Origin of the sequence: Polymorphospora sp. NPDC051019 (assembly GCF_040683055.1) — a bacterium.
GTDB classification, from domain to species: Bacteria; Actinomycetota; Actinomycetes; order Mycobacteriales; family Micromonosporaceae; genus Polymorphospora; species Polymorphospora lycopeni.
The window spans coordinates 43,114-56,736 of record NZ_JBFBCH010000022.1 but is presented as its reverse complement, the minus strand read 5'-3'; the positions used below and the strand labels follow the sequence as shown (position 1 = coordinate 56,736).

13 protein-coding genes are annotated in these 13,623 nt (G+C 74.0%); 6 read left to right on the top strand and 7 right to left on the bottom strand.

Annotation, left to right across the window (positions count from 1 at the left end; all coding sequences use genetic code 11):
* Positions 1-334 precede the first annotated feature (334 nt).
* The 5 genes from AB0M79_RS29565 to AB0M79_RS29545 all read left to right on the top strand — a co-directional run bounded on the left by AB0M79_RS29565 (position 335) and on the right by AB0M79_RS29545 (position 5,445).
* Positions 335-1,141 (top strand): NUDIX domain-containing protein, encoded by an 807-nt coding sequence (locus AB0M79_RS29565; RefSeq protein ID WP_364219877.1) that lies wholly within the window; start codon positions 335-337, stop codon positions 1,139-1,141.
* Positions 1,138-2,124 carry a serine/threonine protein kinase gene (locus AB0M79_RS29560; RefSeq protein WP_364219874.1) on the top strand — a complete coding sequence of 329 codons (987 nt, stop codon included), beginning with the start codon at positions 1,138-1,140 and terminating at the stop codon, positions 2,122-2,124. Before AB0M79_RS29565 ends, AB0M79_RS29560 begins: the two co-directional genes overlap by 4 nt.
* Positions 2,125-2,139: 15 nt before the next feature.
* Entirely contained in the window at positions 2,140-3,105 is a 966-nt protein-coding gene (locus tag AB0M79_RS29555; protein WP_364219871.1) for a hypothetical protein, read from the top strand.
* Positions 3,106-3,169: 64 nt separating this feature from the next.
* Positions 3,170-4,426, top strand: coding sequence for an adenylosuccinate synthetase (locus tag AB0M79_RS29550; protein ID WP_364219868.1), 1,257 nt, complete (start codon positions 3,170-3,172; stop codon positions 4,424-4,426).
* 233 nt (positions 4,427-4,659) lie between these two features.
* A complete protein-coding gene (locus AB0M79_RS29545) occupies positions 4,660-5,445 on the top strand; it encodes a hypothetical protein (RefSeq protein WP_364219865.1) in 786 nt (261 codons plus the stop codon).
* A gap of 130 nt (positions 5,446-5,575) precedes the next feature.
* Here the strand turns inward: AB0M79_RS29545 and AB0M79_RS29540 are convergent, their stop codons facing one another.
* From AB0M79_RS29540 to AB0M79_RS29525, 4 genes are all read right to left on the bottom strand, one after another.
* Positions 5,576-6,469, bottom strand: a complete 894-nt coding sequence (locus AB0M79_RS29540) for a glucose 1-dehydrogenase (RefSeq protein WP_364219862.1) — start codon at positions 6,467-6,469, stop codon at positions 5,576-5,578.
* Positions 6,470-6,589: 120 nt separating this feature from the next.
* Positions 6,590-9,049 (bottom strand): glycosyl hydrolase family 65 protein, encoded by a 2,460-nt coding sequence (locus tag AB0M79_RS29535; protein WP_364219859.1) that lies wholly within the window; start codon positions 9,047-9,049, stop codon positions 6,590-6,592.
* Positions 9,050-9,244: 195 nt separating this feature from the next.
* Positions 9,245-10,042, bottom strand: coding sequence for an SAM-dependent methyltransferase (locus tag AB0M79_RS29530; protein ID WP_364220046.1), 798 nt, complete (start codon positions 10,040-10,042; stop codon positions 9,245-9,247).
* Positions 10,043-10,240: 198 nt separating this feature from the next.
* Complete coding sequence (locus tag AB0M79_RS29525) at positions 10,241-10,543, bottom strand: hypothetical protein (RefSeq protein ID WP_364219856.1); 303 nt, start codon at positions 10,541-10,543, stop codon at positions 10,241-10,243.
* A gap of 258 nt (positions 10,544-10,801) precedes the next feature.
* Between AB0M79_RS29525 and AB0M79_RS29520 the strand changes: the two genes are divergently transcribed.
* A complete protein-coding gene (locus AB0M79_RS29520) occupies positions 10,802-11,695 on the top strand; it encodes an amidohydrolase family protein (protein ID WP_364219853.1) in 894 nt (297 codons plus the stop codon).
* Between the two features lie 11 nt (positions 11,696-11,706).
* Here AB0M79_RS29520 and AB0M79_RS29515 read toward each other — a convergent pair whose 3' ends face one another.
* From AB0M79_RS29515 to AB0M79_RS29505, 3 genes are all read right to left on the bottom strand, one after another.
* A complete protein-coding gene (locus AB0M79_RS29515; protein WP_364219850.1) occupies positions 11,707-12,180 on the bottom strand; it encodes a GNAT family N-acetyltransferase in 474 nt (157 codons plus the stop codon).
* Between the two features lie 39 nt (positions 12,181-12,219).
* A complete protein-coding gene (locus tag AB0M79_RS29510; protein WP_364219847.1) occupies positions 12,220-12,702 on the bottom strand; it encodes a hypothetical protein in 483 nt (160 codons plus the stop codon).
* A gap of 61 nt (positions 12,703-12,763) precedes the next feature.
* Positions 12,764-13,540, bottom strand: a complete 777-nt coding sequence (locus AB0M79_RS29505) for an alpha/beta fold hydrolase (RefSeq protein WP_364219844.1) — start codon at positions 13,538-13,540, stop codon at positions 12,764-12,766.
* Between the last annotated feature and the right edge of the window lie 83 nt (positions 13,541-13,623).

Genomic DNA, 13,623 nt, shown 5'->3' with positions numbered 1-13,623 from the left:
GCCACCGCCGCACTGCCTTCGTGCGTGGGATGAAGGTCCACGATCCGAACGGGACCTTCGCATTCACCGTAGGCAGGCAGAAATATATGCGTCAATAAGACGGAATTGCAGGAAATTTGAGGTGAAATTAGCGCTAATCGGCCAGCCCGGCCGTCGAATTGCCGGGTTGCGTCCGAATAGCGCCACTTCCACCCTACGGCGCGACTCCGGAACTTGCAGCGCGAGCCGGGCAGTTTTGCAGTCGTCCACTGTGATCAGGGTTATTCACGGGTTGAGAAAAACTCAGAGTGAGAGTAACGTTCTCGACGTACCGCCCGACCGGAAAGGACGCCCGATGACCGAAGAGGACTTCCTCGCCGCGTACGACCCGCGCGCCTACCCGCCGGTCGCGGTGACCGTCGACGTCGTCGCGTTCACGATCCGCGACGGACGGCTGCACCTGCTGCTCGTACGCCGGGCCGCCCCGCCGTACGCCGGACACTGGGCCCTGCCGGGCGGCTTCGTCCACCCCGACGAGGACCTGCCCACCGGCGCCGGCCGCGAACTGGCCGAGGAGACCGGCGTACAGGCCGGCGGGCTCGGCCGGGTCCACCTGGAACAGCTGGGCACGTACGGCACACCGGGACGGGACCCGCGGATGCGGGTCGTCTCGGTCGCCTACCTCGCCTTCGCCCCCGACCTGCCCGACCCGGCGGCCGGCTCCGACGCCGACGAGGCGGCCTGGGTGGCCGTCGACAGCCTCGGGCTGCCGGACGCCGCCGCGCTGCCCGGCCGCCCGGTCCGGCAGCGGCCCGGCACCACCCGGAAGCTGGCCTTCGACCATGCCCGGATCGTCGCCGACGGCCTCGACCGGGCCCGCTCCAAGCTGGAGTACACGCCGCTGGCCACCCGGTTCGTCGGCCCCGAGTTCACCATCGCCGAACTGCGCGCGGTCTACGAGACCGTCTGGGGCGACACCCTGCACGCCGGCAACTTCCACCGCAAGGTGCTGTCCGTACCCGGGTTCCTGGAGAGCGTCGGCGCGACCACCGACCGCGGTGGCGCGCGCGGCGGGCCACGGGCCCGGCTCTACCGGGCCGGCGACGCCCGGCTGCTGCACCCGGCGCTGCTGCGGCCCTCCCGAGAGGAGGCCGTCCGATGACGACGGTCGCCGAGGCGATCCGGCTGGTCATGTCGGCCCGCGACGCCGACGACCTGTTCGGCGACGCCGACCCGGCCCGCCGCTACCGCGACCTGGCCCGGGTGCTGCACCCCGACCGGCGGCCGGCCGCCGGGACCGGACCGGATGCAGCCACCGAGGCGTTCGTCCGGCTCAGCGGCCTGTGGCAGGACCGGCGGCGCGTGGTGATCCGGACCCGCCGGGACAGCTACCGCCTCACCGGGAGCCCGACCCACCGCGGCGACCTCGCCGACCTCTACGACGTCGGTGCCGACCGGCTGCTCAAGCTGCCCCGCGACCCGGCCAACAACGACCTGATGGCCCGCGAGGCCCGGGCCCTGCGGGCGCTCGCCGACCGCGGCGACCCGCGGTTCCTGCCGTACGTGCCCCGGCTGGTCGACACGTTCCAGCACACCGACACCGCCGACGGCACCCAGCGCCGGGTCAACGTCGTCGCCGCCGTCGGCAACCTGCACAGCCTCGCCGAGGTCCGGCGCCGCCGCCCGGACGGGCTCGACGCCCGCGACGCCGCCTGGATGTGGCGACGGCTGCTCACCGCCCTCGGCCTGGCCCACCGGGCCGGTGTCGTGCACGGCGCGGTGCTGCCCGAACACGTACTGATCGAACCGGACGCGCACGGCGTCGTCCTCGTCGACTGGTGCTACTCGGCCAGCGACGAGGGCGAACGGATACCGGCGCTGGTGCCGGCGTACGCCGACTGGTATCCGGTCGAGGTCACCCGACGGGAACGCCCCGGCCCGGCCACCGACATCGCCATGGCCAGCCGGTGCATGGCCCACCTGATGGGTGACCTGGCCCCGCCGGCGCTGCGCCGGTTCGTCGCCGGCTGCACCCTGCCGTCCCCGCGCCAGCGTCCCGACGACGCCTGGCGACTGCTCGACGAATTCGACGACGTGCTGGCGGACCTCTACGGCCCCCGCACGTTCCGACCGTTCACGCTCTAGAGAGGAAGGCCCGAGATGGGAAGCGGAATCTGGTCCACCGACGTCTACGACGCCGCCAAGAGCTACCGCCGCGCCAGCGGCAAGAGCGCCTTCGCCTACAGCGACGGCGGTGCCCGTACGGTGCACCCGTCGCTCGACCCGCGCGGGGTGACCGCACGGGAGAGCCGGGACAGCGCCGAACACCCCGAGTCGGTCGCGATCGCGGTGCTCTTCGACGTCACCGGCTCGATGCGCAACGTGCCCCGGGTGTTGCAGGAGAAGCTGCCGCAACTGCTGGGCCTGCTGCTGCGCAAGGGTTACGCCACCGACCCGCAGATCATGTTCGGCGCGATCGGCGACGCCACCTGCGACCGGGTGCCGTTGCAGGTCGGCCAGTTCGAGTCGGACAACCGGATGGACGAGCACCTCGGCAACATGGTGCTGGAAGGCGGCGGCGGCGGGCAGATGACCGAGTCGTACGAGCTGGCGATGTACTTCATGGCCCGGCACACCGCGATCGACTGCCACGAGAAGCGGGGCCGGCGCGGCTACCTGTTCATCATCGGCGACGAGATGGCGTACCCGCAGGTGAAGCGGCGCGAGGTCCGGGCGGTGCTGGGCGAGGGCATCGCCGAGAACGTGCCGCTGGCTGGCATCGTCGACGAGGTGCGCCAGAAGTGGGACACCTACTTCCTGCTGCCGGCCGGCAGCTCGCACGCAAAGGACCCGCGGGTGCTCGGCTTCTGGCGCGACCTGCTCGGCCAGAACGCGATCGAACTCGACGACCTCGACGCGGCGTGCGAGACGATCGCGCTGACCGTCGGGCTGGGCGAGGGCACCGTCGACCTCGACGAGGCGCTCGACGACCTGCGCGAGGTCGGCTCGGATGCGGCGGCGACGGTGTCGAAGGCCCTCGTCCGCATCGGCGCCGACCGCGCGCCGGCGACCCGCTCGGCGCTGCCGGCCCGCACCGGCACCACCGACCGCGTCACCCGGCTGTGAGTGCGAGGAGCGCAGCGCAGCGGAGCACCGCAGCACGAACCAAACAGCAGCTAGGGAGCACACCGTGGAGCACGTCATCGTCGTCGACCTCGGGTACGGCGACGCGGGCAAGGGCACCGTCGTGGACTGGCTGTGCGCGAGCCGGCCGGTCCACGCGGTGGTCCGCTTCAACGGCGGCGCGCAGGCGGCGCACACCGTCGTCCTGCCGGACGGGCGGCACCACACGTTCGCGCAGTTCGGGTCGGGGACGTTCCGGCCCGGGGTGCGTACCCACCTGTCCCGGCACATGGTGGTCGACCCGCTGGCGCTGGCCGGCGAGGCCGACCACCTGGCGGCCCTCGGGGTGACCGACGCGCTTCCCCGGCTGACCGTCGACCGGGACGCGCTGCTCGCCACCCCGTGGCACCGGGCCGCGAACCGGGCCCGGGAGCTGGCCCGGGGCGGCGACCGGCACGGGTCGTGCGGGATGGGGGTCGGCGAGACGATGGCGTACGCCCTCGCGTACCCCGACGACGCGCCGAGGGTCGCCGACTGCCTGTCCCCCGCCCGGCTGCGTACCCGCCTGGCGGCGCTGCGCGACCGGCTCGCCGCCGAAGTCGGGCCGCTCGACGCGCCGCCGGTCGACGACTGCGTGGCCGCGTTCACCGCCTTCGCCGAGCAGGTGTCGGTAGTGGACGGCGACTTCACCGGGCGGCTGCTGCGGGCCGGGACCGTCGTCTTCGAGGGCGCCCAGGGGGTGCTGCTCGACGAGTGGCACGGGTTCCACCCGTACACGACGTGGAGCACGACCACGTTCGCCAACGCCGAGGCGCTGCTCGCCGAGGCCGGGCTGGCCGGTACGGCGACCCGGCTCGGCGTGCTGCGGACCGTCACCCCACGGCACGGGCCGGGGCCGCTGGTCACCGAGGACCCGGCGCTGGCGCCGGCCGAGCCGCACAACCACACCAACGCCTGGCAGGGCCGCTTCCGGTTCGGGCACTTCGACGCGGTCGCCCACCGGTACGCGATCGAGGTCGCCGGCGGTGTCGACGGGCTGGCGCTGACCCACCTGGACGTGGCGCGCACGCACCGGCCGAGGATCTGCGCCGGGTACGACTGGACCGACCGGCTGGTGCCCGGGCCGCCCGGCGACCTGGCCCGCCAGGAGGCACTGACCCGCCGCCTGCTGACCAGCCGCCCGGTGTACGCCGAACCGCCCCCGACCGACTGGCCGACAGCGGTGGAGCAGCATCTCGGCACCCCGGTCCTGGTGACCTCGGACGGCCCCACCGCCCGCCACAAAACCCCCCGCGTCCCCGGCCTGGCGCCGGCCGCGCGCTGACCCCGCCCGCGTGGGCGGCGCGGCCGGCGGGGACGCGGGCGGCCGGCACGGCCGGCGGCGCGGCCGCCGACGCGTTGATCAAGGACTCGTTGCGCGACATATAGTGCGAGTCGGGCATGCTTTGTCCTCGATCGAGCCTCATCGGCGGGCGGCGCCGCCCGGGCGAGAGGCAGCGGGCCGCGGCGAGGGCGGGGCAGCGCGGTACGCGGCGACAAAAGGGCTATAAAGGGTGAATGGCATGGTCGTGGTCCTGGCTGACCCACAGTTACCAGGAGCAGATCGTCGCGCCCGGCAAGCAGGCCGTCCTCCTGCTGCTCGTCGGACTCGTCCTCGGCTTCGCCTTCATCCGCACCAGCACCCGGCTGATCCGCGCCCAGGTCCGCTGGTGGCCCGGCAACGTGTCGGCCGGCGGGGTGCACCTGCACCACGAACTGTTCGGCGTACTGATCATGCTGGTGGCGGGCACCGTCGGCTTCGCCGTACGCACCGACGGGCCGGCCCGCGACCTGCTCGCGTTCGCCTTCGGGGTCGGTGCGGGGCTGGTGCTCGACGAGTTCGCGCTGCTGCTGCACCTCGAGGACGTCTACTGGACGCGGCAGGGCCGGACCTCGATCGACGCGGTCCTGGTCGCCGTCGCCGGCACCGGCATGCTCCTGGTCGGTACCGTCCCCTTCGGGCTTTCCGGCATCAGCGACGCGGAGGCCTCGGCCCGCTGGCTCGCCGTGGCGGGTGTCGTGGTCAACCTGAGCCTGAGCGTCGTCACCGCGCTGAAGGGCAAGCCGTGGCTGGCGCTGCTCAGCGTGGCCGTGTCGCTGGCCGGGCTGCTGGGCGCGATCCGGCTGGCCGCGCCCGACAGCCCGTGGGCCCGGCGGTTCTACCGCGACCGGCCGGATCGGCGGCGCCGGGCCACCGTACGGGCGAGACAGTGGACCCGGCGCAAGAACCGGCTGGTCGACCTGCTCGGCGGCCCGCTGCTGCCGACCCCTCCCCCGGACCGCCACCCCGACGCCCCGGACTGACCGCCCGGCCATAGGTGGAGCGCCGGCCGATCACGGAGAAACCGTGCCCGGTCCGCACGGTATGTCGCGCGACAACTCCTTGATCAACGCGGCAAGCCGACGCCGGCACGGCAAGCCGGGGCCGGGGCGGTCAGCCTGCTACGCGGCCGCCGGTCACGGCCAGGGTCTCGGCGGTGATGTAGCTGGACTCCTGCGAGGCGAGGAAGACGTACGCCGGCGCCAGCTCGGCCGGCTGCGCGGCCCGGCCGAGCGGGGTCTGCTCGCCGAACGACGCCACCTTGTCCGGCGGCATCGTCGCCGGGATCAGCGGCGTCCACACCGGACCGGGCGCCACCGAGTTGACCCGTACGCCCTGGCCGATGACCTCCTTGGCCAGCGCCCTGGTGAAGTTCACGATCGCCGCCTTGGTGGAGGCGTAGTCGAGCAGGTTCGGCGACGGTTCGAAGCCCTGGATCGACGACGTGTTGATGATCGTGGCGCCGGGCGGCATGTGTGGCAGCGCGGCGCGGCACAGCCAGAACATGGCGTACACGTTGGTCTTGAAGACCCGGTCGAACTGTTCGGTGGACAGTTCCGCGATCCCGTCGACCGACATCTGGTAGGCGGCGTTGTTGACCAGGATGTCGACGCCGCCGAACTCCTCGACGGCCCGCTCGACGAGCCGGCCGCAGTGCGCCTCGTCGCGTACGTCGCCGGGGACCGGTACCGCGCGCCGGCCGGCGGCCTCGACCAGTTCCACCGTCCGCTTCGCGTCGTCCTCCTCCTCGGGCAGGTACGACAGCAGCACGTCGGCGCCCTCCCGGGCGAACGCGAGCGCGACGGCCCGGCCGATTCCCGAGTCGGCGCCGGTGACGATCGCCTTGCGGTCGGTCAGCCGGCCGCAGCCGCGGTACGTCTCCTCGCCGTGGTCGGCCTCCAGCCGCATCGCCTCGTCGGAGCCGGGTGCGGACTGCTGTTCGGCGCCCTGCGCCTGCGGCCGGGGGTACTGGGTGCGCGGGTCCTGCCGGGTGAACTGGTCGGGCATGCTCCGGATCTCCTCGTCTCGCCGGGCGGTGCCGGACGCACCGCGGTTGATCTTCTTCCTTTCCTGTCCGGACCGGTTCAATCCCCCGATCCGCCGCGCACCCTCGATCCGCTGCGACCCCTAATCCGCGCCGCCTCGATCCACCGCGCCGCCTCGATCCACCGCGGCGAGGTGGTCGAGGGTGTCGCGGCGGCGGGTCGGGGCCCGGCCGGCCGGGGCGGGCGGCTCGGCGCCCGGGTCGGCCAGCGGCGGCACCGGCCGGGTCACCGGCGCGGCGCCGGTCACCGTGAGCGGCTCCCCGTGGTGGCACAGGTCGACCGACGCGGCCGGCCCGCCGCCGTCGAGGCGGTACGTCACCGAGCCGGCGGGGCTGCCGGGGCCGGTGCCGGCGGTGACCGCCACCCGCAGCCGCAGCCCACGCCAGGCGATCGAGAACCGCAGCGCCGGCAGGTGACTGGGCAGCCGGGGCGCGAACGACAGGGTGCCGTCGTGGTCGCGCAGGCCGCCGAAACCCATCACCACCGCCGTCCACGCCCCGGCCAGCGACGCCACGTGCAGCCCGTCGCCGGTCTTGTCGCCGAGGTTGCGCAGGTCCTGCAACGCCGACTCGGCCAGGTAGTCGTGGGCGAGTTCGAGGTGCCCCACCTCCGCCGCCAGTACCGCCTGGCTGGACGCCGACAGCGAGGAGTCGCGTACGGTGCGCTGCTCGTAGTAGGCGAAGTTGCGGGCCTTCTCCTCGGGCGTGAACGACTCGCCGCAGCACAGCATCGCGAGGACCACGTCGGCCTGCTTCACCACCTGCTTGCGGTACAGCTCGAAGTACGGGTAGTGCAGCAGCAGCGGATAGTCGTCGGCGCCGGTGCCGGCGAAGTCCCACTCGGCGAGCCGGGTGAACCCGGCCGCCTGCTCGTGCACGCCGAGCTTGTCGTCGTACGGCAGGTGGGTCGCCGCCGCCGCGGCCCGCCAGGCGGCCGTCTCGTGCCGGTCGACGCCGAGGTCGGCGGCCCGGTCCGGATACCGGTCGGCGGCGTCGGCCGCGGCCCGCAGGTTGCGGCGGGCCATGACGTTGGTGAACAGGTTGTCGTTGACGACCGCGGTGTACTCGTCGGGTCCGGTCACCCCGTCGAGGTGGAAGCCGCCCTCGTCGTCGTAGCGGCCGACGTGCCGCCACAGCCGGGCCGTCTCCACCAGCAGTTCGAGGCCGGGCCCGCGCGCGAACCCGGTGTCGCCGGTCGCGGCGACGTAGCGCAGCACCGCGTCGGCGATGTCGGCGTTGATGTGCAGCGCGGCGGTGCCGGCGGGCCAGTAGCCGGAGCATTCCGGGCCGCCGATGGTCCGCCACGGGAACGCGGCCCCGGCCAGCCGCAGTTCGCGCGCCCGCTCACGGGCGGTCGGCAGGTTGGCGTGCCGCCACCGCAGCGCGTCCCGGACCGCGTCCGGGACGGTGTACGTCAGCACCGGCAGCACGAAACTCTCGGTGTCCCACAGCACGTGGCCGTCGTAGCCGTTGCCGGTCAGGCCCTTGGCGGGGATCGGGGCGACGCCGGCCCGGGCGCCGGACTGCAGCACGTGGAACAGGTCGAACCGGACCGCCTGCTGCACCTCCGGGTCGCCGTCGAGTTCGACGTCGGCGAGGTCCCAGAAGTCGTCGAGCCGGGCCCGCTGCTCGGCGGCCAGCGCGTCCCAGCCGGCCCGGCGCGCGTCGTCGACCGCCGCGGTGGCCTCGGCACACAGCGCGTCGACCGGCGCCGTCCCGTCCACCGCGGTGGTGGCCCACGCGTACCCGATCAGTTTGCGGATCCGCAGCGTGCCGCCGACCGGCAGGTCGGCGGTGACCGTCGTACGCACCAGGTCCGGCCGCGCCGTCGACGTGCAGGTCACGCCGTCCGGGCCGGTGACGTCGTGGTCGACGGCCGACACGACCGGCAACCGGCTGCGCCGCGTACGGTGCGCCAGCAGCCCGCCGGTGCGCCCGGCCCGGTGCCGTACGGCGCTCAGCGGCGCGGTGAGCGCGGTCGCGGCCCGCGGGTCGTCGCGGTCCCCCGGGGTGTCCTCGTCGGCGAGCAGGTCCGACTCGATCCGCAGCCGGACCGGGTGGTCGACGGCGGTCACCTCGTAGTCGATCGCCGCCACCGCCGGCCGGGTCAGCGACACCAGCCGGGTGCTGCGCAGCCGGACCGCCGCACCGGCCGGGCTGACCCACTCCACGGTCCGCCGCAGCGTGCCGGCCCGCAGGTCGAGGACCCGTTCGTGGTGCGACAACGTCCCGGTGCGTACGTCGAACGGCACCTCGTCCACGTACAGCCGGATCAGCTTGCCGTTCGGCGCGTTGACGACGGTCTGGCCCCGCTCGGGGAAGGCGTAGCCGCTCTCCGGATAGTCGAGGTCGTACTCCTCGTACAGCGAGTTGAGGTAGGTGCCCGGCACGCCGGCCGGATCGCCCTCGTCGAGGTTGCCGCGCAGGCCGACGTGCCCGTTCGACAGCGCGAACGTCGACTCGGCCTCGGCCAGCCAGTCCAGGTCCAGGTCGGGTTCGCGGACCTGCCACGGCTCGACCGGGAAACGCGGCCGCGCCCTCATCGGGCCGCTCCGGGCGCGACGGGACCGGGCGACGGGGCTGGTGCGGCGGGACTTGCCATCCGGTGGGGCCTTCCGGTCGGGTGCGATCGGTATGCCCCGGAACATCTCCACTCGCGGGCCGGCTGAATCCCACCACCGGGCGGGTGACAGGAAACTCCCAGGTTCGCCGGCCGGCGAACCCGGGAGTCCCGGCGCTCAGCCGGGCTTGCGGGCGACCCCGGCCCAGTAGTAGGCGGCGTTCGGGTCGGCCGGCGGTGGGCCGTCCGGCCGCCACGCCAGCACCGGCACCACGCCGGGCTCCACGAGTTCCCAGTCGCCGAAGAACCGCTCCACCTCGGTGCGGGTGCGGGGCACCAGGGTCATGCCGCCGCGGCCGGCCGCCTCGACCACCTTCGCCATCGCCGCCGGGTCGAAGTCCTGGCCGGGGTGGGTGACGACGACGTAGCTGCCGGGCGGCAGGGCGTCCATCAACTCCCGGGACGTGCCCCACGGGTCGTCCTCGTCGGCGATCAGCATCAGCATCGCGACCAGCATCAGGGCCACCGGCCGGTCCAGGTCGAGGGTGCGGGCCAGCACCGGGTCGGCCAGGATCGACGCCGGGTCGCGCAGGTCGGCGTGGATGTATTCGGTCGCACCGGCACCGGCGTCGCCGATCAGCGCCCGGGAGTGGGCGAGCACGATCGGGTCGTTGTCGACGTAGACCACCCGGGCGTCGGGGACGTTCCGCTGGGCGACCTCGTGCAGGTTGGGGCTGGTCGGGATGCCGCTGCCGATGTCGAGGAACTGCCGTACGCCGGCCTCGCGCACCAGGTGGTCGACGACCCGGTCGAGGAACCGGCGGTTCTCCCGGGCCATCGTGCGGATGTCCGGGATCGCCTCGGCGAAGGCGGCGCCGACCGCCCGGTCGACCGCGAAGTTGTCGGTGCCGCCGAGCCACCAGTCGTACATCCGGGCCGAGTGGGCCACCGTGATGTCGACGCCGGGCGGGGCGATCTCGCGATCGGCCCGGACGTCCCGATCACCGGAGTCGTCCACTGTGGTGTCCCGCGCCGCCACCGCACCGCTGTCCTGAGCCACGATCACGCCTCCCGTCGCATCGCCGTCGATCCAGCCGACCTTAGCCGGCACTCAGTCCCGCCGGCAGCCCCGCCGGCGCGAGAGGGGCACGGTGAGCGGACGCGGCCCGACAGGCTAACCGGCATGGTCCAGGGCGAACTCCTCCGCGTCGATGTCCGCGTAGACGTCGTCGCCGTTCTCGTCCAGTTCGCCGACATCGTCGAACCGCCGGCTGCACTCACGGACCACCTCCAGCGGGTGGCCGACGTGGTCCGCCATCATCCGCCAGAGCGCCCTGGTCCGAACCGGATCCACCGAACCCACCCCCGCCGGGGTCACGTACACGGTGACGCGATCGGAGTGCTCCTCCTTCACCGCCTTGCCCAGGCAGAGGGTCACCCGGCACTCCCAGCAGACCAGCCACGCCGCTTCCGACACTTCGCCGTCATCCCGTCCGGGGCCGCACCGCCGGCCCGTGGTCGTCGCCCACCCTGACCTCGCCCACCCGCTGCCTCCCACGGTCGCGGCGGTCTCCGGATGCCGGGGGCGTCGGGAACCCCATCCGGGGGGTGGGGCGGTCCGGGGTGTCGGCAGGTCCGTTGCGGACCGCCCGGGACCCGGCCGTGTGCCCCGTCCGGGGGCTAGGGTCCAGGGACGCCCGCGACGCCGGCGGGCACTCGGGAAGGGAGAGCGCCGGTGACGACGCCCGGTCCACGCACCGACGCCGACGTGCCCGGCTACGTGCGCGGACTCGGCCTGCCCGGGCTGGCCGACGTGCACGTGCACTTCCTGCCCGAGCCGATGCTGCGCAAGGTGTGGGCGTACTTCGACCGGGCCGAGCGGAACTACGGCCTGCCGTGGCCGATCCACTACCGCACCGACGAGGCCGACCGTCTGCGCCGGCTGCGCGCCCTCGGCCTGCACGCGATCCCCGCCCTGTCGTACGCGCACAAGCCCGGCATGGCGCGCTGGCTCAACGACTGGGCCGCGGACTTCGCCGGCCGGGTCCCCGGCGGGCTGCACTGCGCCACCTTCTACCCCGAGCCGGACGTCACCGACGTCGTTCGCGACGCGCTGCGGCGTGGGGCGCGACTGTTCAAGGTGCACGTCCAGGTGGGCCGGTTCGCCCCGGACGACCCGCGCCTCGGCGACGCCTGGAGCCTGCTCGAGGCGGCCGGGGTCCCGGTCGTGATCCACGCCGGCTCCGCGCCGCTGGCCGGCGAGCACACCGGCACCGCGCCCGTACGCCGGCTGCTCGCCGACCACCCGCGGCTCACGCTGGTGATCGCCCACCTCGGCATGCCCGAGTACGACGGGTTCGCCGACCTCGTCGAGGCGTACCCGAACGTCCACCTCGACACCACGATGGCCGGCACCGACTTCAGCGACCGGTTCGCCCCGCTGCCGCGCCGGTACGTCGACCGGCTCGCCGGTCTCGGCCACCGCGTCGCGCTCGGCAGCGACTTCCCCAACATCCCCTACCCGTACGCGCACCAGCTCGCGGCGCTGGCCCGGCTGGATCTCGGCGACGGCTGGATGCGCGACGTGCTGTGGCACACCGGCGCCCGGCTGCTGCGGCTGCCCGGCTGAGCCGCCGGGAGTCAGCGTCCGGTCAGGGGCAGCTCGCCGACGGTCTGTCCGCCGCTGGTCTCCCCCGTCGGGCGGAAGCCGAGCCGCAGGTAGAACCCCTCCGGCCCGGACTCGCCCGGCTCCCAGGTCACCGTCGCCCGGTCCGCGCCGCGCCGGCGTACCTCGTCGCACACCGCGCCGACGGCGAAGCGGCCGTATCCCCGGCCCTGGTGTTCGGCGGCGATGTTCAGCCGCCAGATGCCGGACCGGACGTCGCCCGGGTCGTCCGGGGTCCACCTGACGGCGAGGAATCCCATCACGAAGCCGACGAGCCGGTCGCCGTCGTAGACCAGCCGGGGCCAGGCGACCTCGGGGCGCGCGTACGCCTCGGCCAGCGACCAGGCGACCGGCTCGACGAAACGCTCCTGCTCGGGCCGGATCGCCAGGCGGCAGGCCGCCTCGACGTTGTCCGGGGTGACCTTCTCCAGCCGTAATGACGAAGACATGCCGGCACCGTACAAACCCGACCCCGTGGGTTCGACGGATTAACCGCCGGGCGGCGTGGCGGGGCGTTCCGGCGGAGGGTCCGGCGGCGGGAGCGGGCGGCCGCGCAGGACGGCGGCGAACAGCAGGCCGAAGCCGAGCGCCATCAGCGGCAGCCCGGGCCCGAACGGCAGCTCGCCGACCCAGTTGCTGCTGCTCCGCTCGGGCATCGCCCCGAGGCTGACCGCGACCACGGCGAGCGCGAGGAACATGCCGGCGACCCCGGCGGTCACCGCCGTCATCGCCGCCGCCACCGAGCGGCCGGCCCACAGGCTGGCCACGACCGCCCCGGCGAGGAAGGGGATCGTCAGCAGCGTCCACCCGCCGCCGGTGCTCAGGGTCGCGTACTCCCATCCCGAGTACCACCACAGGTACGACGGGCCGACCTTGAACCACGGCAGCAGGTAGCCGGCGAGGGCGGCGACGGCGCCGACCAGCATCGCCGCGTCGGGCGCGGGCCGGTAGGGCCGCTCGTGGGCAGTCATCGCGGTCGACGGTAACAGCGCCCGACCAGTGCGTTGCGGCACCGGTCCGGCGCCGGCCGGCCTACGCGTCGAGGAACTCGTCGACCATCGGGGCCAGCCACTCGGCCCGCTGCGGCAGGCTCGTGTGCGTGGTGCCGGGCAGCACCGCCAGCCGGCACCGCGGCAACCCCACCAGGTCGCCGGCGACGCCGCCGCCGAGCAGCCGGAACATCCGCACCGCGTGCTCCGGCACGACGATGTCGGAGTCGGCGAGCACGACCATGGTCGGGGCGGCGAGGGCGCGGATCTGGTCGGCGGACCAGCGCGGCGGGTCGGCGTCGAGCCGCTTCACCTTGCCGACCAGGTTCGCCCATCCGGCCGGGTCCGGGGCGGTACGCAGGTACTCCTCGTGGAACTGCGAGCCGCGCAGGTGCTCGGGCCGCAGGTCCTGGATGCCGTCGAGCAGGCCGGGGTGCAGGCCGGACTCGTCGAAGCTTCCCGAGGCCAGGACGAGGCGGCCGACGCGGTCGGGGTGGTCGGTGCCGAGCCGCAGGGCGACGCCCGCGCCCATGCTCCACCCGAGTACGTCGGCGACGTCGACGCCCAGGTGGTCGAGCAGGCCGACGACGTCGGCGGCGAACCTCTCGTACGTCAGCGGCCGGTCGGCGTCGGCGGTACGGCCGTGCGCCTGGAACTCGACGGCGACGACCCGCCTCGTCCTCGCCAGCAGTGGCAGGAGGGCGCCGAACGAGGTGCCGATCGCGGAGAGCGCGCCGTGGAGCAGGACGAGCGGCCGGCCCTCGGCGGTGCCGTGCTCCTCGTAGTACATGCGCAGGTCGTCGACGGTCGCGTAGCTCATGGCGGGTTCCCCTCGGTGTGGCGGTGCGGGCGACGTCCACACCGTGCGGCACGCCGCTTACGGCCGGCTTCAGCTCGGCTTAC

Coding starts and splice junctions, on each gene's coding strand:
- AB0M79_RS29565 (WP_364219877.1), top strand. CDS start 335: ATGACCGAAGAGGACTTCCTCGCCGCGTACGACCCGCGCGCCTACCCG.
- AB0M79_RS29540 (WP_364219862.1), bottom strand. CDS start 6,469: ATGCCCGACCAGTTCACCCGGCAGGACCCGCGCACCCAGTACCCCCGG.
- AB0M79_RS29560 (WP_364219874.1), top strand. CDS start 1,138: ATGACGACGGTCGCCGAGGCGATCCGGCTGGTCATGTCGGCCCGCGAC.
- AB0M79_RS29545 (WP_364219865.1), top strand. CDS start 4,660: ATGGCATGGTCGTGGTCCTGGCTGACCCACAGTTACCAGGAGCAGATC.
- AB0M79_RS29535 (WP_364219859.1), bottom strand. CDS start 9,049: ATGAGGGCGCGGCCGCGTTTCCCGGTCGAGCCGTGGCAGGTCCGCGAA.
- AB0M79_RS29510 (WP_364219847.1), bottom strand. CDS start 12,702: ATGACTGCCCACGAGCGGCCCTACCGGCCCGCGCCCGACGCGGCGATG.
- AB0M79_RS29515 (WP_364219850.1), bottom strand. CDS start 12,180: ATGTCTTCGTCATTACGGCTGGAGAAGGTCACCCCGGACAACGTCGAG.
- AB0M79_RS29555 (WP_364219871.1), top strand. CDS start 2,140: ATGGGAAGCGGAATCTGGTCCACCGACGTCTACGACGCCGCCAAGAGC.
- AB0M79_RS29505 (WP_364219844.1), bottom strand. CDS start 13,540: ATGAGCTACGCGACCGTCGACGACCTGCGCATGTACTACGAGGAGCAC.